General features: G+C 34.6%; 31 protein-coding genes and 1 riboswitch. Of the genes, 21 read left to right on the top strand and 10 right to left on the bottom strand.

What is annotated here, in order from left to right; translation table 11 throughout:
- Nucleotides 1-47: 47 nt before the first annotated feature.
- Genes ftsY through ffh form a run of 3 tightly spaced genes read left to right on the top strand, consistent with a single transcriptional unit; the run spans nt 48 to nt 2,902 of the window.
- On the top strand, nt 48-1,109 hold the full coding sequence (gene ftsY, locus BLT22_RS02270) for a signal recognition particle-docking protein FtsY (RefSeq protein WP_087059504.1): 1,062 nt from the start codon (nt 48-50) through the stop codon (nt 1,107-1,109).
- A 12-nt stretch (nt 1,110-1,121) separates the two neighbouring features.
- A complete protein-coding gene (locus BLT22_RS02265; RefSeq protein ID WP_087059502.1) occupies nt 1,122-1,472 on the top strand; it encodes a putative DNA-binding protein in 351 nt (116 codons plus the stop codon).
- Between the two features lie 5 nt (nt 1,473-1,477).
- Entirely contained in the window at nt 1,478-2,902 is a 1,425-nt protein-coding gene (ffh, locus tag BLT22_RS02260; protein ID WP_087059500.1) for a signal recognition particle protein, read from the top strand.
- Between the two features lie 69 nt (nt 2,903-2,971).
- Here ffh and BLT22_RS02255 read toward each other — a convergent pair whose 3' ends face one another.
- Nucleotides 2,972-3,307: a helix-turn-helix domain-containing protein gene (locus BLT22_RS02255; protein ID WP_091760227.1), complete on the bottom strand. Its 336-nt coding sequence runs from the start codon at nt 3,305-3,307 to the stop codon at nt 2,972-2,974.
- A 185-nt stretch (nt 3,308-3,492) separates the two neighbouring features.
- On the opposite strand from BLT22_RS02255, the gene rpsP reads away from it, so the two are divergent.
- The 6 genes from rpsP to BLT22_RS02225 all read left to right on the top strand — a co-directional run bounded on the left by rpsP (nt 3,493) and on the right by BLT22_RS02225 (nt 6,870).
- A complete protein-coding gene (rpsP, locus tag BLT22_RS02250; protein WP_087059497.1) occupies nt 3,493-3,765 on the top strand; it encodes a 30S ribosomal protein S16 in 273 nt (90 codons plus the stop codon).
- Between the two features lie 67 nt (nt 3,766-3,832).
- Nucleotides 3,833-4,078, top strand: coding sequence for a KH domain-containing protein (locus BLT22_RS02245; protein WP_072694908.1), 246 nt, complete (start codon nt 3,833-3,835; stop codon nt 4,076-4,078).
- 153 nt (nt 4,079-4,231) lie between these two features.
- Entirely contained in the window at nt 4,232-4,747 is a 516-nt protein-coding gene (gene rimM, locus BLT22_RS02240) for a ribosome maturation factor RimM (RefSeq protein ID WP_087059494.1), read from the top strand.
- Entirely contained in the window at nt 4,744-5,478 is a 735-nt protein-coding gene (trmD, locus tag BLT22_RS02235; protein ID WP_091760224.1) for a tRNA (guanosine(37)-N1)-methyltransferase TrmD, read from the top strand. The genes rimM and trmD overlap by 4 nt, the downstream gene beginning before the upstream one ends.
- A 140-nt stretch (nt 5,479-5,618) precedes the next feature.
- The gene (gene rplS, locus BLT22_RS02230; protein ID WP_072694905.1) at nt 5,619-5,969 is read left to right on the top strand and encodes a 50S ribosomal protein L19; all 351 of its coding nucleotides are present in this window, start codon (nt 5,619-5,621) and stop codon (nt 5,967-5,969) included.
- 109 nt (nt 5,970-6,078) lie between these two features.
- Nucleotides 6,079-6,870 (top strand): alpha/beta fold hydrolase, encoded by a 792-nt coding sequence (locus BLT22_RS02225; protein ID WP_087059490.1) that lies wholly within the window; start codon nt 6,079-6,081, stop codon nt 6,868-6,870.
- 99 nt (nt 6,871-6,969) lie between these two features.
- Here the strand turns inward: BLT22_RS02225 and BLT22_RS02220 are convergent, their stop codons facing one another.
- Nucleotides 6,970-7,320, bottom strand: coding sequence for a YjgN family protein (locus BLT22_RS02220; RefSeq protein ID WP_087059488.1), 351 nt, complete (start codon nt 7,318-7,320; stop codon nt 6,970-6,972).
- A gap of 191 nt (nt 7,321-7,511) precedes the next feature.
- Here BLT22_RS02220 and BLT22_RS02215 point away from each other — a divergent pair, with 191 nt between their 5' ends.
- The gene (locus tag BLT22_RS02215; protein ID WP_087059486.1) at nt 7,512-7,997 is read left to right on the top strand and encodes a hypothetical protein; all 486 of its coding nucleotides are present in this window, start codon (nt 7,512-7,514) and stop codon (nt 7,995-7,997) included.
- Between the two features lie 8 nt (nt 7,998-8,005).
- Entirely contained in the window at nt 8,006-8,425 is a 420-nt protein-coding gene (locus BLT22_RS02210) for an OsmC family protein (RefSeq protein WP_236048769.1), read from the top strand.
- 395 nt (nt 8,426-8,820) lie between these two features.
- Here BLT22_RS02210 and BLT22_RS02205 read toward each other — a convergent pair whose 3' ends face one another.
- Entirely contained in the window at nt 8,821-9,729 is a 909-nt protein-coding gene (locus BLT22_RS02205; protein WP_091760218.1) for a helix-turn-helix domain-containing protein, read from the bottom strand.
- A 144-nt stretch (nt 9,730-9,873) separates the two neighbouring features.
- On the opposite strand from BLT22_RS02205, the gene BLT22_RS02200 reads away from it, so the two are divergent.
- Nucleotides 9,874-10,164, top strand: a complete 291-nt coding sequence (locus BLT22_RS02200) for a hypothetical protein (protein WP_091760214.1) — start codon at nt 9,874-9,876, stop codon at nt 10,162-10,164.
- A 345-nt stretch (nt 10,165-10,509) separates the two neighbouring features.
- On the opposite strand, the gene BLT22_RS02195 is transcribed toward BLT22_RS02200, so the two are convergent.
- Complete coding sequence (locus BLT22_RS02195; RefSeq protein WP_091760211.1) at nt 10,510-10,602, bottom strand: putative holin-like toxin; 93 nt, start codon at nt 10,600-10,602, stop codon at nt 10,510-10,512.
- A 335-nt stretch (nt 10,603-10,937) separates the two neighbouring features.
- Between BLT22_RS02195 and BLT22_RS02190 the strand changes: the two genes are divergently transcribed.
- Both BLT22_RS02190 and BLT22_RS02185 read left to right on the top strand, forming a co-directional pair.
- Nucleotides 10,938-11,417 (top strand): AI-2E family transporter, encoded by a 480-nt coding sequence (locus BLT22_RS02190; protein ID WP_176935280.1) that lies wholly within the window; start codon nt 10,938-10,940, stop codon nt 11,415-11,417.
- 57 nt (nt 11,418-11,474) lie between these two features.
- Complete coding sequence (locus tag BLT22_RS02185) at nt 11,475-12,230, top strand: hypothetical protein (protein WP_143020614.1); 756 nt, start codon at nt 11,475-11,477, stop codon at nt 12,228-12,230.
- Between the two features lie 697 nt (nt 12,231-12,927).
- On the opposite strand, the gene BLT22_RS02180 is transcribed toward BLT22_RS02185, so the two are convergent.
- The 3 genes from BLT22_RS02180 to BLT22_RS02175 all read right to left on the bottom strand — a co-directional run bounded on the left by BLT22_RS02180 (nt 12,928) and on the right by BLT22_RS02175 (nt 14,636).
- Nucleotides 12,928-13,320 carry a GNAT family N-acetyltransferase gene (locus BLT22_RS02180; RefSeq protein ID WP_171034345.1) on the bottom strand — a complete coding sequence of 131 codons (393 nt, stop codon included), beginning with the start codon at nt 13,318-13,320 and terminating at the stop codon, nt 12,928-12,930.
- Nucleotides 13,256-13,441: a hypothetical protein gene (locus tag BLT22_RS12295; protein WP_176935273.1), complete on the bottom strand. Its 186-nt coding sequence runs from the start codon at nt 13,439-13,441 to the stop codon at nt 13,256-13,258. Before BLT22_RS12295 ends, BLT22_RS02180 begins: the two co-directional genes overlap by 65 nt.
- Nucleotides 13,442-13,778: 337 nt before the next feature.
- Nucleotides 13,779-14,636 carry an aldo/keto reductase gene (locus BLT22_RS02175; protein ID WP_091760199.1) on the bottom strand — a complete coding sequence of 286 codons (858 nt, stop codon included), beginning with the start codon at nt 14,634-14,636 and terminating at the stop codon, nt 13,779-13,781.
- Between the two features lie 213 nt (nt 14,637-14,849).
- Nucleotides 14,850-15,060: riboswitch (Lysine riboswitch) on the top strand.
- 106 nt (nt 15,061-15,166) lie between these two features.
- Here BLT22_RS02175 and BLT22_RS02170 point away from each other — a divergent pair.
- The 7 genes from BLT22_RS02170 to BLT22_RS02140 all read left to right on the top strand — a co-directional run bounded on the left by BLT22_RS02170 (nt 15,167) and on the right by BLT22_RS02140 (nt 22,039).
- A complete protein-coding gene (locus tag BLT22_RS02170; RefSeq protein ID WP_091760196.1) occupies nt 15,167-16,369 on the top strand; it encodes an aspartate kinase in 1,203 nt (400 codons plus the stop codon).
- A 36-nt stretch (nt 16,370-16,405) separates the two neighbouring features.
- Entirely contained in the window at nt 16,406-17,398 is a 993-nt protein-coding gene (locus BLT22_RS02165) for an aspartate-semialdehyde dehydrogenase (protein WP_091760192.1), read from the top strand.
- Entirely contained in the window at nt 17,395-18,279 is an 885-nt protein-coding gene (gene dapA, locus BLT22_RS02160; protein ID WP_087060218.1) for a 4-hydroxy-tetrahydrodipicolinate synthase, read from the top strand. The genes BLT22_RS02165 and dapA overlap by 4 nt, the downstream gene beginning before the upstream one ends.
- A complete protein-coding gene (gene dapB / locus BLT22_RS02155) occupies nt 18,280-19,014 on the top strand; it encodes a 4-hydroxy-tetrahydrodipicolinate reductase (RefSeq protein ID WP_091760188.1) in 735 nt (244 codons plus the stop codon).
- 4 nt (nt 19,015-19,018) lie between these two features.
- Complete coding sequence (gene dapD / locus BLT22_RS02150) at nt 19,019-19,732, top strand: 2,3,4,5-tetrahydropyridine-2,6-dicarboxylate N-acetyltransferase (protein ID WP_087060222.1); 714 nt, start codon at nt 19,019-19,021, stop codon at nt 19,730-19,732.
- A 98-nt stretch (nt 19,733-19,830) separates the two neighbouring features.
- Nucleotides 19,831-20,979, top strand: coding sequence for a M20 metallopeptidase family protein (locus BLT22_RS02145; protein WP_091760185.1), 1,149 nt, complete (start codon nt 19,831-19,833; stop codon nt 20,977-20,979).
- A 1-nt stretch (nt 20,980) separates the two neighbouring features.
- Nucleotides 20,981-22,039, top strand: coding sequence for an alanine racemase (locus BLT22_RS02140; protein WP_091760182.1), 1,059 nt, complete (start codon nt 20,981-20,983; stop codon nt 22,037-22,039).
- 218 nt (nt 22,040-22,257) lie between these two features.
- Here BLT22_RS02140 and BLT22_RS02135 read toward each other — a convergent pair whose 3' ends face one another.
- From BLT22_RS02135 to pflB, 3 genes are all read right to left on the bottom strand, one after another.
- Entirely contained in the window at nt 22,258-23,187 is a 930-nt protein-coding gene (locus BLT22_RS02135) for a manganese-dependent inorganic pyrophosphatase (RefSeq protein WP_087060197.1), read from the bottom strand.
- A gap of 113 nt (nt 23,188-23,300) precedes the next feature.
- Entirely contained in the window at nt 23,301-24,044 is a 744-nt protein-coding gene (gene pflA, locus BLT22_RS02130; protein ID WP_072694883.1) for a pyruvate formate-lyase-activating protein, read from the bottom strand.
- A 47-nt stretch (nt 24,045-24,091) separates the two neighbouring features.
- Nucleotides 24,092-26,350, bottom strand: coding sequence for a formate C-acetyltransferase (pflB, locus tag BLT22_RS02125; protein ID WP_091760178.1), 2,259 nt, complete (start codon nt 26,348-26,350; stop codon nt 24,092-24,094).
- Nucleotides 26,351-26,360: the final 10 nt, after the last annotated feature.

Here is a 26,360-nt window from a genome sequence, read left to right as displayed (position 1 = left end):
ATTTATTCTAAATAACCTACTACATTTAAATAGAAAGTTGGGAAAACATGGGATTATTCGATAAAATCAAATCCGCCTTTACGAATACAGATAAAGAAATTATATCGCCAGAAGAAACTGAACAAGTGAGTAATGAACAAAAACAACCTGAAGAAGTAAAAATAGAACAAGAAAAAGCTAATTCATATGAAAAAGGTTTGCAGAAATCCCGTCGCTCTTTCACACGGCGCTTAAATGAACTTTTTGCTAATTTCCGTTATGAAGATGAGGAATTCTTTGAAGAATTGGAAGACTTGCTGATCGAATCCGATGTTGGTTTTGAAGCTACAATGTATATCTCTGAAACATTAAGACATGAATCTAAAGTGCAGAATGTTAAAAGTATGGCTGATGCAGAACGTGTGATCGTTCAGACAATGGTTGATTTGTATGGAGATACTAATCCGGATCATCATATATTTAATGACAATCCAAACGGTTTGACTGTCGTTTTATTCGTGGGTGTTAATGGTGTGGGCAAAACAACTACAATAGCTAAAATGGCTCATCAATATATTGACCAAGGAAAAAAAGTAGTCTTAGCAGCTGGGGACACATTTAGAGCTGGCGCTATTGAACAATTGCATGTTTGGGGAGACCGTGTAGGCGCACAAGTCGTATCAACCAAACAAGGTGGAGACCCCGCTGCAGTTGTTTATGATGGAATCGTTCAAGCAAGAGAACATCAGGCTGATGTTTTACTTATTGATACCGCTGGTCGTCTGCAAAATAAAAAGAATCTAATGAACGAGTTAGAGAAAATGAAGCGCGTGATTAGTAGAGAAATCCCTGATGCTCCTCACGAAACGCTATTAGTGTTGGATGCCACGACAGGTCAGAATGCATTGAACCAAGCTAAAATTTTCAAAGAAACAACAGATGTTACAGGAATTGTACTGACTAAAATGGATGGTACTGCCAAAGGTGGTATCGTACTTGCAATTGGTAAAGAATTGAATATCCCCGTCAAATTCGTCGGGCTTGGTGAGACAATGAATGATCTTCATCCATTTGATACAGAAAAATTCGCGTATGGATTATTCAAAGAATTAATTCAGCAGACTGCTTAGAGGAGCATATAAATGGAATTAGAGAAAACACTTCAAATGAATACTCTTTTCAGTTTCTATGGACCACTTTTAACAAGCAAACAGCAAGAATATATGAAATTGTATTATGGTGATGATTATTCACTTGGTGAAATCGCCGAAGATTTTGGCATTAGCAGACAAGCTGTTTATGATAATATCAAACGATCTGAAATAATTTTAAACGACTACGAAGATAAACTACATTTAGTTGAAGACTTTGATCGAAAACAAGATGCACTAAATGAAATCCGTTCATATGCAGAAAAGAATTATGCTAAGGATGATACCTTACTGAATTTACTTCAAAAAGTAAGCTATGAACCTAAACGAGAGGGGAAATAACCTGAATGGCCTTTGAAGGATTAACTGGACGTTTGCAAGATGCATTTTCTGGTCTTCGCAAAAAAGGAAAGATTACTGAAGCTGATGTTAAAGATGCAATGCGTGAAGTACGTTTGGCTTTACTTGAAGCCGATGTAAACTATAAAGTTGTTAGAGAATTTGTAAAAACCGTAAGGGAAAAAGCAATTGGAGAAGAAGTTCTTGAAAGTATTAATGGAGGTCAACAAGTCGTTAAGATTGTGAATGACGAGTTGACTCATTTGATGGGTGGAACACAAGAAAAAATCATTTTCGCTGATCGCGGACCAACAGTGTATATGATGACTGGTTTACAAGGTGCTGGTAAAACAACAACCGCTGGTAAACTAGCGAACTATTTACGTAAACAGGAAAACAAAAAACCTATGCTGGTTGCTGCCGATATTTATCGTCCTGCTGCGATTGATCAATTACAGACTGTCGGAAGTGACTTGAATATTCCTGTATTCAGTATGGGTGACCAGGTCAGTCCCGTAGAAATTGCAGAAAAAGGGATTCAAGAAGCGAAAGATACGAACCGAGACGTTGTGATTATTGATACAGCTGGTCGTTTGCATATCGATGAGACCCTCATGGACGAACTGGAAAATGTGAAAACAGCGGTAAATCCACATGAAATTTTCTTGGTCGTAGATGCCATGACTGGACAAGATGCTGTTAATGTAGCGAATACATTTAATGATCGTCTTGATATTACCAGTGTAATTTTAACAAAATTAGATGGGGATACTCGTGGTGGGGCAGCTCTTTCAATCCGTTCTGTAACACAAAAGCCAATTAAATTTACTGGTACCGGAGAACGACTGGATGCGTTAGAACCCTTCCATCCAGACCGTATGGCAAATCGAATCCTTGGAATGGGCGATATTCTTACATTAGTAGAACGTGCTCAGCAGGAAGTTGATGAGAAAAAAGCAGAAGAAATGGCTGTTAAAATGCGTGAAAACACGTATGACTTCAACGACTTCATTGACCAGATGGACCAAATGCAGAATATGGGCCCCATGGAAGACTTGTTAAAAATGATTCCAGGTGTCAACCAGATACCAGGAATGGATCAATTCGAAATGGATCCTAAAGATATGGCTCATATGAAAGCAATTGTTATGTCCATGACTCCTGAAGAAAGAGCTAACCCGGACCTGTTATCTCAAAAACGGAGACGCAGAATTGCTAAAGGTTCTGCTAGAAATATTGCAGAAGTAAATCGCATGATCAAGCAATTCAAACAATCAAAAGAGATGATGAGTAAAATGTCTAATGGCAATATGAGCGGGATGGAGAATCTATTTGGCGGTGGAGTTAAAGGAAAACTAGGAAAAATGGCTTTCAATAAGGCTTCCAAAAACTTGAATAAAAAGAAAAAGAAAAAAATCAGACGTAAAAAATAATCCTACTGAAATAAGACCCTGACAAATTTGGTCAATAATTTGTCAAGGTCTTATTTTTTATTGCTTAACTTAAAGCCATACTTGTTTATCTTCTACATACTCTATAATCCTGGATAGCTCTACTTCTTTTGCAATTTCCTCATTATTCAAAAGAACCGTTAACCTTTCAGGATCAATTCCTAATTCCCGACTCATTTCTTCTGCGGTTAGACTTCTTGCTGCTTGTATTTCTTCTATTCTCACCATATACACAATTGATTCAATCTCTCTATCTGTCATCTCATCTTCAATAGAATATTCTGATTTGAGAATTTCTTTTATTGAAAAAATATCTAAAAATTTACCGATTCCTTTAGCAAATAATTGAATTTGTCTCATGATATAATCCTGATCTTCTAAGCTCATTTTTAGGAACTCCTTTTATTTTTACTATAGCATAAATCTTCTGAAAATAATTAATTTGTTCTGTAAAGAAAAAACACTTTACAACATATGCTTTGCATGTTATGATAGGTTTCGTGAGATTGAGAGAAGGCATTAGTTGATGTATTCAAGTAGTGCTGGACACTAACAGGAGGTGCAAGTTAAACATGGCAGTAAAAATTCGTATGAAACGTATGGGTTCTAAAAGAAAACCTTTTTACCGTTTAGTTGTTGCGGATTCTCGTGCTCCACGTGATGGTCGTATTATTGAAGCGGTTGGAACTTACAATCCAGTATCAACACCGGCTGAAGTTAAAGTGGACGAAGAACTCGTTTTAAAATGGTTAAGAGAAGGCGCTAAACCGTCTGATACAGTTAAAAATCTTCTTTCTAAAGAAGGAATTATGAAAAAATTCCACGACGAAAAAAGAAGCAAATAACAGAATTAAAGATCTTACTTGATTGAACGTAATCAAGTAAGTGATCCTACATAAAAAGGATGGTATTATGACTGATAAAGAAATGAGAGAATTGATTCTTACAATTGTCAATCCGTTAGTCAGTCATCCCGATGAAGTCAAACTTGACTTGCAAGACACCGATGAATTCCATGAATATCTATTATCGGTTCATCCTGATGATGTCGGTCGTGTGATTGGAAAGAAAGGACGAATTGCTAAAGCCATTCGTGCTATTGTCTATAGTATCCAATTTGACGGACCAAAACGTGTACGTTTAACAATTGTAGATTAATAGAATAGTCTATATTTTACTGATTCTAGTAAAATAAAAACTATAGATCAATCCATGTAAGTTAATTTGATGATTAATAGGGAATGGGGATGCCTCTGAGGAGAACATCTCCATTTTCTTGTATTATAGAATAAATATACTTTTAGGAGAAGAATAATGGAATATTTTGATGTAGGAAAAGTTGTTAATACCCATGGTTTAAAAGGGGAAGTTCGAGTCATTTCAATTACAAATACACCTGAAGAGCGTTATTTTCCTGGTGCCAAATTGATCTGGTTTGGTAAGGATAATCAACAGGTTGAATTAACTGTTCGTACACATCGAGTCCATAAAAATTTTGACTTAGTTGCTTTTGACGGATATCCAACAATCAATGATGTAGAAAAGTTTGTGGGCGGATTACTAAAAATCAGTGAAGATCATCTACTTGAATTAAATGATGATGAATTCTATCTACACGAAATTATTGGCTGCACAGTCATCAATGAAGAAGGAATTGAATTGGGTAAAGTGAAAGAAGTTCTTTCCCCAGGCGCCAATGATGTCTGGGTTGTTCAACGTGAAGGAAAACGGGACTTGTTGCTTCCTTATATCGATCCTGTTATTTTAGATGTAGACATAAGAAATAAGGTGATTACTGCTCATATAATGGAAGGGTTAGACGAATGAAAATCGATATAGTGACTTTATTTCCAGAAATGTTCGATAGTCCATTGAGTCATTCTATTATGAAACGAGCAATAGAAAATGACTTATTAGAAGTTAACATGGTAAACTTCCGACGTTTTGGCAGCGGCAAACATCAGCATGTTGATGACACGCCTTATGGAGGAGGAGCGGGCATGTTGCTCAAACCGGAGCCTATCTTTCAATCTATTGAAGAAATCCAGCAGCGGTCTCCTATAACTAATAAACGCATTATTCTAATGGATCCAGCAGGTAAACCTTTTGATCAGTCTATGGCCGAAGAATTTTCAAAAGAAGAACATTTGATATTTATATGCGGACATTATGAGGGGTATGATGAGCGCATTAGAAGCCTAGTGACTGATGAAGTATCACTGGGAGATTATGTGCTAACAGGTGGCGAACTAGCTTCTATGGTCATGATGGACGCTGCTGTACGTCTAATTCCAGGAGTACTCGGTAACGAAGAATCTGCAGAAACAGACTCTCACTCTAGTGGCTTACTAGAACATCCTCATTATACACGGCCAGCTGAGTATAAAGGGATGACTGTACCAGAAGTATTAATGAACGGAAACCATAAATTAATTGAAGAATGGCGTCATATGGAATCTTTAAAGCGTACATTTGAAAGAAGACCAGATATGCTTGAGAAGCGAGAATTAACTGATCAGGAAAAAGATTGGATAAAGCAATGGCAGAAAAAAGATTAAATTTAAAAAAATCAAGTGAATTCCCTTTACAGTAAATGCTTAATATGATAGAGTTAATAGTCGAGTGGGCAACCACTTGTATTTGACAATATTCCGCTGGGACAAGTGCCTAAGAGTATTGTGCGAAAGGAGTAGTTAAAATGAATCCATTAATTCAAGACATCACTAAGGAACAACTACGTAGTGATCTTCCTGACTTTCGTCCTGGAGATACAGTTCGTGTTCACGCACGTATCGTAGAAGGAACTCGTGAGCGTATCCAGATCTTTGAAGGCGTAGTGATTAAACGTCGTGGACAAGGTATTAGCGAAATGTATACTGTTCGTAAAGTATCTAACGGAGTAGGCGTTGAGCGTACTTTCCCACTTCATTCACCACGTGTTGCAAATATCGAAGTTACACGTCAAGGTCGTGTACGTCGTGCTAAATTGTATTACCTACGTAACTTACGTGGTAAAGCGGCACGTATCCAAGAACGTTCTCGTCGTTAATTACAATGAGTATATTAAAAGAACTGTCGTCTCTGTGGAGAGGACAGTTCTTTTTTTTAGAATAAATGGTATATTTAAGTAAATAAATCAACTAAAAGAAGGTAATCTAATGAATGAATTTATCTATTCTAAACATGCTAAGATCTCAGTAGATAAATCAGGAACTGGAGAAGAGGTTGTGCTCTTTATCCATGCCGGTATTGCAGATAAAAGGATGTGGTTTAATGAAATAAAATCATTAGCCCATCAATATTCTATTATTAATATGGATTTACCAGGATTTGGTAAAAGCGAAATATTGGGTACTAAGATAGAATATACTGATGTTATCAGAACAGTACTTGATTATTACGATTTAAAACAAATAGCAATTGTATCAGCGTCATTTGGAGCTAAAATTGCTATAGATTTTTGCTTGATTTTTCCTGAATATGTTAACAAAATGGTATTGGTTTCACCAGCTATAAGTGGTTGGGAAGATTCAGCTGAAATAACTGAATATGAACAGATGGAAGAAAGTCTAAGCAGTTTGCCTGAACGTATAGAATTAAACTATAATTTTTGGATCAAAAGAGAGCGAAACGAGAAAAGTATAAATTTAACTACCAAAGACCTAATGTATAATATGCTTTTTGACAATCTTTCTATAGATACTTCAGAAATAGAAGAAGTTGAGTTGATTGATAATAGTTTGAAGCGTATTGAAAATATTCGTCACCCCATATTGATCATAAATGGCGCACAAGATGTTTCAGATTTTATAGCGATAGGGAAAAGACTACTTTCAAAAATTCCAAATGCAAAATTGAAAGTAATTCCTGAAGCAGCCCATTTGCCAAATCTTGAAAATTCAACAATATTTATTCAATATCTTTTAAGTTTTTTGAATCAATCAAAATAATTCTTTCATTATATTGTAATTTAGCTTATTACATCTAATAAATTTATAAAAAAATAAGAAGGGCTATCAAAATAGCTTCCTTCTTAGTATAAATTTTTTCTAATTTACAAAGTGAGTATTTTTTATTTTCCAATCTTCTAGTTTAATTGCCACCCAGAAGCCGTAGATACCTAGCGTAATGATCATTAATAATAACCATTTGATCCAGTTACCGAATAATCCAATCCCCGTTCCGTAAAAATGCATTCGATGTCCATCTACTACAGTATGGTTAATTTTCCATCCAAATACCCAACATAGTACCCATGGATAGGCAATTCCAATAGTAAAAAATGTAACGATCGATCCTAATATCTGAATCAATATGTAAGTAAGTAATCCTCCATCAAAATAAGATTGCCGTCCCCACTTTTCTTCAGGACCGTAATTAATTTTTCTTGTGTAATCCATATTCTTTCCTCCTAATCAGTCTGAGAGTAGTATACCATGCTCCTTTTAACGAAACGAGGATTTTCTGACTTTGACAGTCCTCATTTTAATCAAATCGGTTCAGAAGACTGTAATTGCAATACAATCTACGTTATAATAATAAGAGTGAGCGTTTAACCATAACTACAATCAAATTAACTGGAGGATTCATTATGAGTATAATTACAGAAAATTTTAAAAAACTAGCTGAAGAAAAAAAGATACAATTTCAAACTAAAGAACTCCCAGCTCCTATTCGTAATAAAGAAGGAGATACTGTGGAACAGAAACAGCTCTTGTTTCAATCTGCTTTACGTGTAAATAAAACTAAACCAGTTGGATGTGCTGTCATTATTCACGACGCAGAATTAGAACGGGTCAATTACCAGATTACCTATAGCAAAATTGGTTATGTTACAGATCGAAATAAATTACCTGATATTTTAACTGAGTTAAACGATTTAAACGCAATGAGATCTGGATATTATCGCTTCTTAGTGTCTGGAGATGGGGAATTATTTATGCGTTTCTTAGGTATTACTGGAGAAGATGTAGCACCTGTCATGGACATCTTTATTTTCGGTGGGCGCATTTTACGAGCTCTGCTACCAGAACTAAATAAAATCGACGGAATAGACTTAACGCCTAGAAAAGGATAAGAATAAATATGAATAAACCACTTTTTGAAACAAAAATCGTAAATAAAAACGGAGTAGATGGTGTTGCTTATGTTAATACCAGCGAAGGTTTACGTGTTGTTACTTCTAGTCCTTTAAGCGACGCCCCAGGTACTAACCCTGAAGAATTATTTGGATTGGCTATGACTACATGTCTTAATGCCACTATTCAGTCTCTTTTAAAAGCACGTGGTTTTGCAAACGAGAGCAAGGTTGAAAGTACGATTCAGCTAAAACGTGAACCTAGCGGTGTTGGATTTTTCTTTGACGTTAAGTTATTTGCTTCTATCAATGATTTTGATTTTAAAGAGGCAGAACAAATCATTGCTTCTGCAGAAAAGCGGTGCCCCGTTTCTAAATTGACTCAAGGAGCAGAAACTTTAGAAATTCACACTGTTCCTTATTCTTAGTCTTCGATAAAAATATATAAACCAAATAAGGTTGATAATTGATAATCAACCTTATACGGATTATGATTTTACTGTCTTTTGTTTCTAGTAATTTAATTCCTATTGTAGCAATACTATCTATAAAAGCTTTTGCGAGGTACAAACTGATTGTAGAAGATGCTTCTTTTTCTGAGTATTTTGTTATTGGTACAATGCTTAGCGTGGTCATTACGTTTATTTTATATTTAATGCTTCACGCACTTTTAGTATTTTACTAAAGTTTGATATATTTAGAATGCTATACAAAAAGACCAGTCAAAAATTTATAGTACCTTTAAAAAGTTAAACTTTTAGAGGCATTATAAAAAATACTGGTCTTTAATTATTAATAATGGATAGAGAAATCACTACTGAACCTATTCAAGATTGAGTTCGATATCCACATACCCATAAGGATTATAAACAAGTTTAGGATTTTCTTGGGTTAATTTAACCAAATCTTCCCGATCCATTACACGAAATAATTTAATAGCTAGTGCATAACTTTCCTGACTTTCTTTTTCTTTATCTAATCCCTGCAGACATAAGCCTTGACGAACCAGTGCAGCTCCAAAAGAAATGACATTACTATCATTCTTAGATTTAGTAATAAGCTGATCAACATACTTTAATGCAAGATCATATTTTTCATGTGCAATCAGTATGCAAGAAAGGTGAGATAAGTAGGATAGTCTCAGCTCCTCAGCTTCTTTAAAAGAGTAATATTTTTCTAGATCCTTTAAAGCTCTATCTGTCAGAGAAATCACTGTTTCTACCTCAAACAAATAGAGAATGCCATTTAACAAATCAAGTTCTGAGAGATAGAATTTATCTAATTCCTTTAATCTCTCCCATGTACTCTCTGCATATTTACGAGCAGCTTCAAGATTATGATCTTCCATCAAACTATAATAAGCTTGAGCAATATTCAGCACATCTTTTGTCATGTGATCATAACGATTCTCAAGCAAACTATTAGCAGCGTTTATTAATTTTTTTACATATGTTATTTCAGGAAATTGTTCCATTTGCTTATATAAATACAAAACAGTATCTTTATCATTTAAACTATAATCGTTTAATATAAATGAATACTCATCGTGGTGCATATCCATATAATCAAGAATAGCTAGATATTTCACTACATTTGGATTGATTTCATCTCTTTCAAGCTTTGTATAATTAGACCTTGACATAGTACTATCAGAAATTTCTTGCTGAGAATAGCCTTTATTTTCTCTAATAACTTTTAAGACTTTACCTAAGTGATAATACGCATTTTCCATTTTAAAACCTCCTAATTATTTGGTTAAAATAATAACAATTATTAAGAATATGACATTTTTCTGTTATTATTCTATTTATAGAAACGATACTGAGTAAATTATTGGTATTTTTTTAATAGGATGAACTAATTAAAAGGTGGTCATATGACAACAATTGAACAAGTAAAATTATCCCAGGAAAAAGAGTTTAAGTATATCATAGAAGGTAAAACTGTCCTCATAACTTTATCAGTGGACAACAACGACGTAATCTGTAATGCAGATGGAAATATTGATTGTCCTTTAGAAACAGTGCTGAGAAAAAATAATTTCACCTTACAAGAACTAAGAAAATGGGAATTAATAGACATTCGCTTTGTAAAAATAATTGATGATCAAGAAATTATTATCAGCCAAATTGAATATGAATTTGCATTAAATTCGTTACAAGTTTAACATGAATATCATGAAATATATAACGATATTTATTTATTGTATCTCTATCTATGATAATACAATCTAGGAAAGGTAACATCATTTAAATAAAAAAACATATTATTTTGAAGAATTAATACCTAGGGAGTGGAGTAAATATGAAGAGAAAGGGAGTGTAGGGAGGAGAACTCAATAATTTGTAATTTTAAGATTGACAGTGTTATGTATTGTGATATACTTGAAATGAAAAAGAGTCTTGCGCTAACAAGACTCTTTGCGTAAGCCGTTTAATTCAACGGTGACAAAATATATATGAACAATTAACCGTCCTTGAACTCGCCAAAGTTAGGACGGTTTTTTGTGCATTCATTTATCTTTTCTATTGATGCTAACAATGAGAGAGATTAAAGCAACTATAAACATGCCAAATCCCATCATCAGTTGCAAAGCATCACTCACACTCAAAACAGGCTTCTACTTTCTGAAAAATGGACTATGGGGGACATAGAACCACCTCCTAAATTAAAGCCACCGTCGTAACTTCTTACAAAACCATTATAGCAAACGTGTGTTCGAAATCAAGCGAAAATCATCTTGATTAACTAATTATCTTTTGTTGTGATTAATATAAAAGCAATTGTTCTTTCCTATGTATATATGTATGTAGACAAATTCAAAAGATTAGCCACTGCTTAAACAGGGTAGTTCTTTCATTAGATTTCAAATTTCTGGTATGATTCTGGTATAGTGTGTGGGCAGTAAAACAAAAAATTATGGAGGAGAAGGTTGAAAATATGAATTTAGATAAATCATTTTGGTCAGAAGTTCTGCAAGTAGGCTTTCGCAATATTTGGCTCTATTCAAAAGTACAAGTTAAAATTATTGGTCTGACATATATTCTATTGACGCTGGGACTTTGGTTCATCGGCTATGGCGCCTGGTCTTTATTAATCGCTTTGGGCATCAGTATATTAGACATCGTTCCAGTTATCGGGGCCGGCATTGCATTTGTTCCTTGGATAATTTGGGAATGGATAGCAGGAACGGCCAGTCAAGGTTGGTGGCTGCTCTTACTTTACATCGGGGTAGAGGCTTTCAAACAACTCATTGAGCCGTACATCTTAGGAAAAGATATGCAATTGCCATTTTGGGTACCCTTTTTCATCACGATTGGCTGCGGCCTGATTTTTAATATTTTCGGAATAGTTGCAGCCGCATTGATTATTCCATTTTTAAGTGCTTATCGACAGGTCCGTAAAACTTATGATAAATAAAGGGATGATCGTATTTTCACGTTAAGTAGAAAGATTCGATTAGATGATAAAACAAACGTGACCATTGTATTTTTCACGCTCGTAGCATCTGCTCTAGGCTGGTTGTTTACTGAAGACTTTTTCTCAGGTCTTAGTACAGGTGGAGGCGTATTTTTGACATGGGCAGTAACTCGAGAAATCGATCCGGCACATCAGTCTTCAGCAATCATAGCTGCTTTTTTTTCTTTGTTCCACCTGCTTTTTTATACGGAGTCCATCCATCTACTAATGCTGGCATGGATACTGACACTTTTGAGAGCGGTCAATGGTATTACAGGAAAAAAGCTGACACTAGTCGATATTTTAGGAGTTTTCGCATTAACGGTTTTTCTGTCCTTTTTAAATGAAAACAGTTTATATTTAATTGTATTAGGTTTAGCACTTACGCGTTTATTCGTATTACAGATAAAAAAAGCGGCGGTTCTAATATGTGGAGTGATCACGTTCGTTTTAATCATTGTCCAATTAACTTTTTTTGATTATGGTTCTTTTATGGGCATTGATCAGCTAACGGCTTTCCATTTGGCCGCAGCAGCATCAGCAGTTTTATTTGCTATTTTTTTAAGTTTTAGTCAATCCTTTCAAGCAAAGATCGAAGCAAAGGATGACCAAGGCAACAAAGTCGACGAGAAAAGAATCCTTCATGGGCGGTATTTATATAGTGCAACAATTGTTGGGTTCGTTTTTTTCGCTCATCACACGACCAGTGATGTCCTCATTCATTTATCGGTCCTGTGGGGTACTTTTATATCCTATTTAATTTTTAAAAGTTAAATAGGATACTGGTCTTTGATCGTTACTAGGTATAACGATTGGAGGAGAGAGGGGAGAGGAGGAAAGGTTTACTTTGCAAAAAGAAGAAAACTACATGGAAATGACGTTAGTTGAATTAGTTAGTCTAATAGCAAAAAATTAAAGCACAGTACTTTCAATTAGCAATATTGCTGAATCTAATATCTGATATGAAATCATAGATTTAATCAGTTAAAATATCCTTTGCACTATGTAGTTATAAAATTAGTCCATTAAGCTGATTTCTCAGTATTTTTAATCTTGAAAAAATCTTAATGATGAACGCAGTATATAATAGCAAGTTTTATAGGCTTACCATTATGCAAACTAAAATTTACGGCTATATAAACATCGACATTCGTATAAGCAATCATTTTTGTTATAAATGGATAATTATTTATCTTAAATTGTTTTAGAATTAAAATTATAGATTAATTTTCGAATCATCAGAACCTGATACATCATTCGACATTTAGTAGAACTTGTGTTAATGAATGTTTTTAAAATAATAGATAAAAATAGGGTATTTAATCATATAGTACATATTTGGACTATACAACCTTAAATTTTTACATTAGTTTACATAATATATATTATACAAAGTAGATTATATAAGTTAAACTCTCTTCTCGTTTTTTCTGGATTGAATTCCAATTGAATTTCAATCTAAATACTAAATTTATTTGGAATTCATGATTTGTTTTATATTTTCCCAACTATATACCGATTTTTCTAATACCTTTCCTAATATTGAAATTCTACTTGAGTCTAAATATTTTGCACCAGTTTTTTCATAAAATTTCTTTGCAGCATTTCCAGTTAGCACTTGGACAATCATTTTATGATAATTTTGTTTATCTAATGCTTCAGTCAATTTTTTAATCAATTTACTGCCGATCTGTTTTCCTTGATAATCTTCAACTAGACAAATCGTATGTAGTTCACAATCATTTTCTCTCAACCTGTTTTCTCCCCCTGATTTGAATCCTTCTACACGATGATTAGAATCAGTTGCTACGAAACCTACTAATGGGGTCCTTTTCCAGGAAGAGCTCTTTGAATCGATTTTCATATAAATCGTAATGCATATCATTTAAAAATCTATCAGGAACCATTTCTTTATATGTCATTTTTCCACTATCTACTTGAACCATAGCAATTCCTGCTGCATATTTTAATCTTGTCTCACACATTCACATGGATATCTCTCCTACTTTCATCATCTTCATAGTTGAATTACATAATACTTACTTGCCCATATTAAAAAGATCACTTTATAAAAATAAGTGATCTTTTTAACGGTTAAGAACATACGTTTCGCTCATAGAATTTCTTCATTATTTGTTAACGATCTTTATATTTATGGAAAAAACAAAGTGCTCAAAATGCATAAGATACTATACAAATCGTATAATCAGGTCTATAACTTTCCTTTTTTCAAGTAATGAGGCTCTAAAGATCAACTTCTTGAATCTTTCTTGGATCTACACCGACATTAACGACTTATAAACAATAGAGTGCTTTAGTTTATTATTGTACTCTTAATGGTATTCTTTTTTCTGGTGCCGGAAAAGCTTCATCAAGTAAGGCTAATTCTTCTTCTGATAACTGAATATCAAAAACATCTACGTTTTGACTGACATGATTTGCTGAACTGGCTTTAGGGATAGCAATCGTATTATCTTGCTGCATAACAAAAGCTAATAATAATTGGATAATTGAAATTCTATGAGCATCCGCAATTTGTTTAACTACGGGACTATTATAAACTTTATCTTTTAATTCAGGTTCTTGACCAATAATCGGACAATAAGCCATAAGTGGAATATTATTTTCTCTCATATAATCTCTTAAAACTACTTCAATACCTCGTGACGCCATATGATACATCACCTGATTTGTTTGACAGTTTTCACCATTTCTCAAAGATAAAAGGTTCTGCATATCTTCAAGATCAAAGTTAGAAACACCCCAGTTTTTGATTTTTCCTTGTCTCTTCAGATCTTCGAAACAGTCTACCGTTTCCTGAAGTGGCACACTACCTGGCCAATGTAAAAGGTACATATCCAAATACTCTACCCCTAGCCTCTTTAGAGTTCCATCACAAGCATCAAAGATATTCTGTTCTCCGGCGTTATGAGGATATACTTTAGAAATTAAAAATAAATTCTCTCTATTGTATGGTTTAATTGCTTCACCAACTAGCTGTTCTGATTTTCCATCTCCGTACATCTCAGCTGTATCAATAAGGGTGACCCCTTTTTCAATACCAATTCTTAATGCATCCACTTCTTGATCATATTTACTTGGCTCTTCACCCAATCTCCACGTTCCCTGTCCAAGGTTTAATACTTTTTGACCACTCGGAAATTGTATCTGTTGTTTCATACTCGTCTCTCCTTCTCAAGCTTGTTTATTCTATTGTATCAATAAACATATACAAATCGAAAAATTTGCTTTTACACTTTAAAATGAATAAATATTGGATTCCATGTGAATAGAATCCAGTTTGAAATGTATATTTCACTTTTTTAGCGAATAATTGTTTACTTTCATTTATATTTTTGATATGGTTATAAGCAAATAACAAACTACAACTTAATGACTGGATGAGGCGCAAAGATCATTAGTACTTAATCATACGAAGAACCTGTAAGTTCGTGATAAGGAAAGGGAGATTTGCCGAAATGGTTTATATTTTGCAGAATATAAACTGTTGGGCTGTATATGAAGAATAGACAGACTGCCGTTTTATAAGTAGACGACCTAATAATTGAATAGGTAATCTACTTTACGGAGTGCTTCCGCTTGTATATATAGATTCTTTAGGACAAGTCGGCAACCTCGACTTGTCCTCTTTTTTATTATTATGAGGCAGAAGATTACAGGTAATCTCAGTACATTTAGAAAGGATAAATATGAAAAGAAGTGTATTGAAGTTTGGCGGATCTAGCGTTGCAGACTTACCAAAAATTAAAGATATTGCAAACTACTTGAAAGATCGAAGTGAAAATAATGAAGAATTAGTCGTCGTCGTTTCCGCTATGGGAAAAACAACTGATGAATTATTGGCAAATGTTAAGCATATTACTTCTACTCCTAATGATCAGGATTTAGCTATGTTGTTGACTACTGGTGAACAGCAGACTATTTCTTACCTCTCCTTGACTTTGAATGACATAGGAGTAAAATCCAGGCCTTTAACTGGATATCAAGCTGGAATCGAAACCATTGGTCATCATTTGAAAAGTAAAATTTCTTCCATTAAAACAGATCTATTTAATCAGCTGTTTAGAACAAACCAAGTCATTATTGTTGCAGGATTCCAAGGATTTAATAAAGAAGGAGAATTAACAACTCTTGGTCGCGGTGGATCTGATACAACTGCTGTAGCACTTGCAGCAGCATTAGGTTGTACTTGTGAAATCTATACAGATGTAACGGGCGTCTACAGTACAGACCCCAGAATCTTTCCTACTGCAAAAAGTTGGGATATGATCTCCTATGAAGAAATGATGGAGATGTCCGCTTTAGGAGCTGGCGTACTAGAAACTCGGAGTGTTGAATTAGCCAACAATAATGGACTTCATCTATATCTTGGGAAAACATTATCAACTGAGAAAGGAACATGGATCGTGCCTAATGACCAAATACTTGAAAGAAAAGCAGTAACAGGTGTAGCTTTAGATAAAGATATGTCTCACGTTACTCTGACAGACTCGTCAAACGGAGAAGCACTTCTTAATGATATCTTTAAAAAACTTGAACAAGAAGAAATAAACATTGATATGATTTCTCAAATTAGAAATACTTATGGAATGCAGTTATCTTTCACTGCTAAAGATTCTGATGAAAAACAATTGATCAGTATCTTTAATCTCCTTAAAGAAACGTATCCTGATCTTACAGTAAATATTGTCGAAGATTATGCAAAAATATCCGTTATTGGTGCTGGAATGAGAGATATGTCTGGTGTTGCCTCCCGAATATTCAGAACTTTAATTAAATCAGAAATCCCTTATTATCAAGTTACAACATCTGAAATAAGTGTTTCTTGTGTAATTGATGAAACGAACGGAAAAAAAGCTACTAAACTTCTATGTAAGAAGTTTGATTTATAAAAGGATTTTAAAATTCAATTCAGAAAGGAATTATTTATGTATTCTATTGCAGTTGTTGGAGCGACCGGGTTAGTAGGCAGTACGATGCTTGAGTTGCTGAAAAAAAGAAATATTCCTATAGAAAAACTAACACTTTTCTCATCAGCTAGATCAGCTGGAAAAGAAATTATATTTAATGATAAATCTTACATTGTAGAAGAATTAACTGAATCAAAAACTCAGGGCCCTTTCGATTATGTACTAATGTCCGCTGGTGGAGAAACCAGTTTACAGTTCTCTCCATTATTTGAACAACAGGGTGCCATTGTCATCGATAACTCCAGTGCTTGGAGAATGGATCCTGAAATTTCACTGGTAGTACCGGAAGTGAATCCCCCTTCCCTTTCACGAAAAATTATAGCTAATCCAAACTGCTCCACCATCCAATCAGTTGGTCCCTTAAATATTTTAGCAGACGCTTATGGCTTAAAACGAGTAGCTTACACAACCTATCAATCGGTTTCGGGATCGGGCTGGAAAGGGATAGAAGATCTTAAACGCGGTGAACGTGGTGAGGAACCTGTCAATTATCCTCATCCAATCTATAATAATGTTCTACCACATATAGACGTCTTTCAAGAAGACGGATACACTAAAGAGGAAATCAAAATGATCGAAGAAACCAGAAAGATCCTTCAGCTTCCTTCTCTGCCCGTTACCGCAACTTGTGTACGAGTACCCGTTACCAGTGCTCATTCAGTAGCCATAAATGTTACCTTAGAAAAAGAAACAACTTCAGAAGAAATCAAAATGTTATTCAATGAGAATCCTTATGTTACACTTGAAGATGATCCGAAACACGATATTTACCCTATGCCAGTAAACGCCGGGGGTAAAGAAGGTGTTTTTGTAGGTCGAATCAGAAAAGATAATAGCTTGCCTAATACTTTCCATGTCTGGACAGTCAGTGATAACATTCTAAAAGGCGCTGCCTTGAATGCTATTCAAATCCTAGAACAATTGATCACCAGAAAGGAGAATACTAAATGACCCACCTATTCACCGGTATCGGAGCTGCAGTGACTACTCCTTTTTCTGAAGGAGATGTTGACTACAAAAATTTCCGTAAACACCTAGCATTTTTAAAAGAAAATCATATTCAAAGCTTTATTGTTAATGGAACAACTGGAGAAGGTTCTACGCTAACTTCCGAAGAAAAAACTGAACTACTCAAAGTATCGCTTGAGGTTTCTGATGGACAAGTACCTGTAATAGCAGGAACTGGCTCAAACAATACTAAAATGAGTATTCAGGCTTCACAAGAAGCTGAAGAACTCGGCGTTGATGGCTTACTAGTCATTACACCTTATTATAATAAAACCAGTCAGCGTGGGTTACTGGCGCATTTCACTGCTATTGCAGATGCAGTCAATATCCCAGTGATTTTATATGATGTGCCCGCACGTACTGGCATGACAATTGAACCAGAAACGTTGCGCGTGTTGGCAGAACACCCAAATATAGTTGGATTAAAAGATGCCACTGGTGACTTGACTCACTTAAGTAGACTTCAATCTGTAGTCAATAATTCGTTTGCTTTTTATAGTGGTAACGACGATCTTGCTCTGCCTTTTTTCTCTCAAGGTGGGCATGGATTAATCTCAGTAGCTGCAAATGTATTGCCTAAAGAATATCAGGAAATGTTTGAATCTGTAAAAACAAACCTGGATAAAGCAAATTTGCTTTATAAAGATCTTTTCCCTTTACTGGAAGTATTAAGTATCGATGTCAATCCTATTCCAGTTAAAGTATTAACTAGCTTTTTAGGATTCGGAGATTACGAAGTGAGACTTCCATTAGTGACTCTAGAAGAAGTTGACCAAATTGCAATTATCGAAACTTACCGTCATTTAATAGAAAGAAGGAATTAAATGGATATTTTATTAGTCGGATTTGGAGCAATGAATAAACGCGTTGCAGCTATCGCTGAAGAAAGTGGTCATAAAATTGCTGGAGTAGTTACTCCAGAAGCAAAAATTGATGCATCCTATCCCATATTTACAAATTTTGATAACCCCTTACCTGAAGTAGATGTTGTGATCGATTTTTCACACCCTACACTAACAACTCAGCTTTTAAAATCTACGATCTCTGTACCGTTAATTATTGCGACAACTGGAGACAAAGATACATTGGTCGAGCTTATGCAGAAAAAAGCAAAAACGCAACCCGTTTTCTTTAGCGCCAACATGAGTTATGGCGTGCACATTTTAACAGAAATCATTAAATACGCTACCCCTCTTTTACAAGATTTTGATATTGAAATGATTGAAAAACATCACAATCAAAAAGTGGATGCTCCAAGTGGAACTTTAGTAAAATTGTATGATGCCATTGTCCAAAATCCCCGGCAAGATGCTCAGCCAGTTCATGATCGTCATGAAAAATCTGAGAAACGAGATAATAGAGAAATTGGTATATCCTCTATTCGCGGAGGAACCATTGTTGGTGAACATGAAGTGCTATATGCCGGTCATGATGAAGTCATCTCTATCAAGCATACTGCACAATCAAAAGATATTTTTGCAAGTGGTGCACTGACCGTTGCCGCTCAATTGCTCAATAAACCAAATGGATACTATACTTACAACAACTTAGGAGAATGAAAACATGAGAGAATTTTCAGCAGACGAAATCATTCAATATATTAGCGACTCAACTAAAACAACCCCTGTTAAAATCTATGTGAATACGGATTTGAAGAAAACTGATTTCCCTGATACTTTTAAAGTATTTGGGAGCAATAATAGTTATACCCTATTTACTGATTTAAATGACTGGAAAAAATTCTTTGTCGATCATAAAGAATCATTAATAGATCACGTATTGGAACAAGATCGCAGAAATTCTGCAATTCCTTTATTGGATGCTACTGAGATCAATGCCAGAATTGAGCCCGGTTCTTTTATTAGAGAACACGCAGTGATTGGAGACAATGCGGTCATCATGATGGGGGCTGTCATCAACATCGGAGCAATCGTTGGAGAAGGAACTATGGTGGATATGGGCGCTGTCTTGGGTGGACGAGCAACTACCGGAAAAAATGTTCATGTTGGTGCTGGAGCTGTTTTATCAGGTGTAATTGAACCTGCTAGTGCAAAACCTGTCATTATTGAAGATGATGTTCTTATTGGCGCTAATGCGGTTGTTCTTGAAGGCGTAACCGTTCATAAAGGCGCAGTGGTCGCTGCAGGTGCTATTGTAACAGAAGATGTTCCAGCAAATACTGTAGTAGCTGGAGTCCCTGCTCGAGTAATCAAAAATACTAACGAAGTAGCAGCTGGAAAAGTAGATATTATTTCTGCCCTTCGTAATTTAAATTAATTTATTCAGCTAAAGTGAATTTTATTTTTAATTTCACTTTAGCTTTATTCTTATAAACAACTACCTATTAATTATACAAATCAAGGAGTCCTTAAACTATGAAAGACTATATACAAACTGTATCAGCCCACCGTCAAGCATTGCATCTGATTCCTGAATTATCTTTTAATGAATATAAAACAACAGCTTATATAAGAGATACTTTAAATCAATTAAATATCGATTATTTAACACCTCTTGAAACAGCAACTATTGTATATCTAAAAGGAAATTCTAGTAAAACAATCGGCTTCCGCGCGGATATTGATGCTCTTCCAATTGAAGAAGAAACTTTATCTCCTTTTACCTCTACTCATGCCGGAGCAATGCATGCCTGTGGCCATGATGGCCATACCTCTATCCTACTCACTTTCGCTGAGTTATGTAAGTCGCAACAAGATCAAGGTTTGCTAAAACATAATGTACTCTTAATCTTTCAGCCATCTGAAGAATCAAATGCTGGAGCAAACGCTCTTATCAAAGCCTTTCCATTCTCAGATTATAATTTAGAAGCTATTTTTGCTCTTCATTTAGGTCCAGATACTGATGAAGGAATCATCATGACAAAAGAAGGTCCATTAATGGCAAGTGCTACTGAATATCGAATTAATATTAAAGGAAGGTCTGCTCATGTAGCCGAAAAAGAAACAGGAGCAAATGCTTTAGGCTCATTGTCACATATTGCTAATCAAATTGCTCAAATTCAACAGTATCATCTAAATGGATTAAATCAGAACGTTATTCATATTGGTAAAATGACTGCCGGAGAAGCTATTAATACAGTAGCAAGTACGGGTTATTTAGAAGGCACTATTAGAACCTATGATCCAAAAGATCTTGAAATCATTAAACAAAAAATTGAAGCCGTCGTTAAAAGTAGTGATTTGATTTTTAAAACATCTTCTACTTTAACTGTAGCTGAAGGATATCCACCTGTCATAAATACTAGTTCTTTACTTGAACTAGTTGAAAAAAGTGTAGAGTCAGCAGGTTTAAGATTTAAAGTCAAAGAACATCCTTATCTTTACGGAGAAGATTTTTCTTTTTATGACACAGTAGCGAAGACTAATTTTGCTTTTTTAGGTATTCGAAATGAGGAATTAGGATATACCAGCGGACTCCATACCTCTACTTTTAACTTTGACGAAAAAGTACTGATTAATGGCGTAATTTACTTTCAAGAAATACTAAATAATTTAGGAGAATAAGATGACTGCTATACTAAAGCTGAATCAACAAAGACTCTATGAACAAGCCAAATCCTTACAAAGTCAAAATGATGTTATTGTAGTGGTTAAAAATGATGCCTATAATTTTGGAATGGAACGTGCGTTTACTGCATTTTATCAAGCTGGAATCAAAAGTTATGCAACAACTAATCTATCTGAAGCTATTTGGTTGCGTAAACAAGATAAGGAAATCATGATATTACTGTTAGATCCTTCTATTGAGTTTAATCTGTTGAAAAAATATGATATTACATTAACTGTTCCCAACTTAACATTCTATAATAAATACAAAATACAACTAAAAGGAATAAAAGTACAACTAGTCTATAAAAACTTGTTGAATCGATTTGGATTTGATCATTCAGAAGAAATGCTTCAAGTATTGAAAGAAGATTATGTTGAGATAACGGGGATTTGGACACATTTTGCTTTTGCAGATGATCTCACAGAACCTAAATATGAGATTGAAAAGAATAATTGGTTAACTGTATTGAAACATCTAAAAGACTATATTAGAGACCTAGAGTATATTCATGCTCAAAATAGTGCTTCTTATACGAGAGAAGGGCTATTGGAAGGACATACTCATATAAGACCTGGGGCTACAGCTTACGGTGCACTTCCCTATTTTGATAAAGTTCCTACATCATTACCAGCTCAGACAATTGAAGTAAGCGCTAGTGTAAAAGACATCGTTCGGCTCAAAAAAGGGCACAGCGCTGGGTATTCTGCTGCTTTTGTTGCAGAAAAAGATACTTCTATAGCTATATGCGATATTGGTTATGGAAATGGTATAATGAAAAATCGTGCAAAGCATGAGGTTCTAATCAATGGTAAACTCTATCCTATTGTTGTGTTAATGATGAGTCACTTAATGGTCGAAGTAGATGAACAGGTTAACATAGAAGATATCGTTATTCTTTATAATGACCAATTACGCTTAGATGAATTTGCCTATAAAGGTGTAGGAGCCATTTCTGAACAAATGGCTAGTTTGAATCGGCATACCTTTAACTTGATAGAAATCCCCATAAATTAAAAATTCAAAGTATACAAATTTCACTTAGAGAATGTTTGTATACTTTTTAATTTCAATTTAATATTGTGATTTATATTACAAATAATGAATTTTTCAAAATTATTTGTGCACATATAATGAATTTTTCAAAATTATTTGTGCACATATAATGAGATAATTACTATTATAATAGTAAAAAAGCAAAACTCATTTATTTGAGCTTTGCTTTTTTGATTATATTAATTTTCAAATTTAACAGTTAATTGGGGAACAACTTGTTTCTTGCGAGAGACAATTCCTTTTAAAAATATAACATTATCTTTTATAGAACTATTCAATGCCTCACTAACTTCTTTAAAATGATCTCCATATACAATAGCTGTAGAGTCATTTTCCAGAACATTCGTAATCAACAAAATAAATAAGTCATATCCTTGAATTCCACTTTGTACTTTCATTGCTTCTAATAATTCTTCTTTCCTTATTATAATTTCATTTACATCTACTACATTCACTTGCCCAATACGAACAGTTTTTTTGTTCATTGGAAAAGATTTTGCATCAGCATTGAGAAGATCTTCTGCAGATTTATCGCTAGTTTTCGTACCTGATTTTAAAAGTTCTATACCGTAATTTTCTAGGTCTACTCCTGCAATTTCAGCTAGTTCTTTTGCAGAAGCTATATCGATATCTGTGCAAGTTGGAGATTTCAATAATAGAGTATCTGAAATAATTGCAGATAGCATAATTCCAGCTATGTCCTTTGGAACAGTGACACCATGTTCTTTATATAATTTCAAGATGATAGTATTTGTACAACCAACAGGTTCAGCTCGATAATAAAGAGGATTAGCAGTCTGAAAATTCGCGATTCTATGGTGATCTACAACAGAAAGTACTTCAACTTTTTCGATATCTTCAACACTTTGTTGTGATTCATTATGATCAACTAGCATAACCTGCTTCACTTCATTTGAAACTGTAGTTACCACTCTAGGTTTATTAACGTTAAAGTAATTTAACGCAAAAGTTGTTTCTTCACCGATTTCTCCAAGTGCTACTGCCTCTGTATCTAAGCCTAACTGATTTTGTAGATAACTAAAACTAATAGCTGATGTTACTGCATCGGTATCTGGACTTTTATGTCCAAAAACTAGTATTTTATCCATTTAAAAATCTCCTTTTAATCATTTATGTCTATTATTAGAATATATGAATTTTTAAATAAATTCAATCATATAAAAAGAAGCAAAAGTTAGACTTCTGCTTCTTTCTTTAAAGACTAGTATTTATATGTCTGTAATATACGGTTTGCATTGGCAACCCGTTCAGCAGTTGGTGGATCAATGTGCTCTAATTTATAGGGAATTCCCAACTCTTTGTATTTATAAACGCCTAATCGATGGTAAGGTAACACTTCAACTTTTACAACACTTTCTAGTTGCTCAATGAATTCATGTAGTTGTTCGAGATATTCATCATAATCAGAACGTTCTGGTACTAATACATGCCTTAGCCACATCGGTACGCCACGAGTTGATAAATACTGAGCCATAGCCAATATACTCTCATTAGAATGCATCGTATATTTTTTGTGTTCCTCATTATTAATATGCTTCACATCCATCAACACAAGATCAGTATAGTTCATTAATTCTTCAAATCGCCCAAAGAATGGCTGATCATATGTGAATGGTTGTCCACAAGTATCAAGAGATACATGGATACCTTCTTGTTTTGCTAATTTAAAAAATTCTATTAGAAAATCAATATGGAGCAGGGGTTCACCACCACTAACGGTAATGCCTCCCTCTTCTCCCCAGTATTCTCTATAATCAAGTGCTTTTTTCATCATTTCTTCTGCTGTATACGGAGTTCCTCCACCCATATTCCAAGTATCAGGATTATGACAGAACTCGCATCGCATACGACATCCTTGCATAAAGATCACAAATCGAATACCCGGGCCGTCTACTGATCCAAAGCTTTCCGTAGAATGAACGTACCCTATCGCTGGTTCTGTCATAATAATTCCTCCAATAATAATTGTTCTGCTTTTGTTATTGCTTTTCCTTACATACTTTCGTGGAATGTTCTACCTAAGACATCCATTTGTTGTTCTTTTGTTAATTTTACAAAGTTAACGGCATATCCAGATACTCGAATGGTTAATTGAGGATACTCTTCTGGGTGTTCCATTGCATCTTCAAGTGTTTTGCGATTTAAAACATTCACATTAAGGTGATGTCCGTTCTTCTTAACATATCCATCAAGCATAGTTGCAAGATTTTTTCTTTGAGTTGTGTCTTCTTTTCCTAGTGCTTTAGGAACGATAGAAAAGGTGTTTGAAATTCCATCTAAAGATTCTTTATAAGGTAGTTTGGCTACTGAATTCAAACTTGCCAACGCCCCATGCGTATCTCTTCCGTGAAGTGGGTTAGCACCTGGAGCAAATGGCGCACCTTCTCTTCTTCCATCTGGTGTATTTCCTGTTTTCTTACCATATACAACGTTTGAAGTAATAGTAAGGATTGAAGTAGTATGTTTAGCATCTCGATAAGTTGGATGTTTTTTAACTTTAGTCATAAATGTTTTTAATAAATTAATCGCTATTTCATCTACTCTGTCATCATTATTACCGTATTTTGGATAATCTCCTTCAATTTCATAGTCCATTACTAATCCATTGTCGTCTCTGATTGTTTTTACTTTCGCATATTTGATTGCTGAAAGCGAATCTACTGCTACAGAAAAACCAGCAATACCAGTAGCCATTGTTCTCATTACTTCTGTATCATGTAAAGCCATTTCAATTCTTTCATAGCTATATTTATCATGCATATAGTGGATGATGTTTAATGTATTAATATACATACCTGCTAGCCATTCAAGCATATCATCATATTTTTCTAATACAACATCATAATCTAACTCTTCAGATGTAATAGGTTGATATTTTGGCCCAACTTGTGTTTTTGTACGCTCATCTACCCCACCGTTAATAGCATATAAAAGTGCTTTAGCAAGATTAGCACGAGCTCCAAAGAACTGCATTTGTTTACCAATCGGCATAGCAGATACACAGCAAGCTATTCCGTAGTCGTCTCCCCATTCCTCACGCATGATATCATCATTTTCGTACTGAACAGCACTACTTTCAATAGACACTTTAGCACAGTATTCTTTAAATGAAGATGGTAGTTTTGTTGACCATAACACTGTTAAATTTGGTTCTGGTGCAGGTCCTAGGTTTGTTAATGTGTGTAAGAAACGATAACTGCTTTTTGTGACCATATGGCGTCCGTCTATACCAACTCCGGCAATTGATTCAGTAACCCAAGTAGGATCTCCAGAGAACAGTTCATTATATTCTGGTGTACGAGCAAATTTTACCAGTCTTAATTTCATAACGAAATGATCGACTAGCTCTTGCACTTCTTGTTCAGTCATTGTGCCTTCTTTTAGATCTCTTTCAATATAGATATCTAAAAATGTTGACGTTCTGCCCAGAGACATAGCCGCTCCATTTTGTTCTTTAATTGCTGCCAAATAACCTAGATACAACCATTGGAATGCTTCTTGAGCATTTTTAGCTGGTCTAGATAGATCAAATCCATAAATGTTTCCTAATTCTTTCAATTCTACTAAAGCTCTGATTTGATCACTTAATTCTTCACGCTGACGAATGATTTTTTCACTCATCATGCCGTTTCCGCAGTTTGATTTATCAGTTTCTTTATCTGCAATTAGACGATCTACTCCATATAAAGCTACTCTTCTATAGTCACCAATAATACGTCCACGGCCATAGGCATCGGGAAGACCAGTAATAACACCCGTACGTCTAGCATTTCTAATTTCTGGTGTATAAGCATCAAACACACCTTGGTTATGTGTTTTTCTCCAATCTCTAAATACATGAGATAACATTGGATCAACTTCAAATCCATAAGATTCAGCAGCTTGTTCCATCATACGGATACCACCAAAAGGTTGTAGAGAACGTTTGAAAGGTTTTTCTGTCTGGAATCCTACAATTTTTTCTTTTTCTTTAGCTAAATAACCTGGTCCGTGAGAAGTGATAGTAGAAACAACTTCCGTATCCATATCCAGCATTCCACCAGCATCGAATTCTTTTTTGTTAAGATCCATAACTTGGTCCCAAAGTTCGTTTGTACGTTCAGTAGCATCTTCTAAGAAAGTATCATCTCCATCATAGGGAGTATAGTTTTTTTGGATGAAATCTCTAACATTGATTGAAGTTTTCCAATCTGATCCATTAAAACCCTTCCATAAATCTTCTGCTAAAATATTTTTATGTTGTTTTTCCATATTATTTGCT

The sequence above is a fragment of the Marinilactibacillus psychrotolerans genome (genome assembly GCF_900101525.1).
In the GTDB taxonomy this organism is placed as follows: Bacteria; Bacillota; Bacilli; order Lactobacillales; family Carnobacteriaceae_A; genus Marinilactibacillus; species Marinilactibacillus psychrotolerans.
Note: the sequence above shows the minus strand (reverse complement) of the source record. Positions and strands in the feature narration are given on the sequence as shown.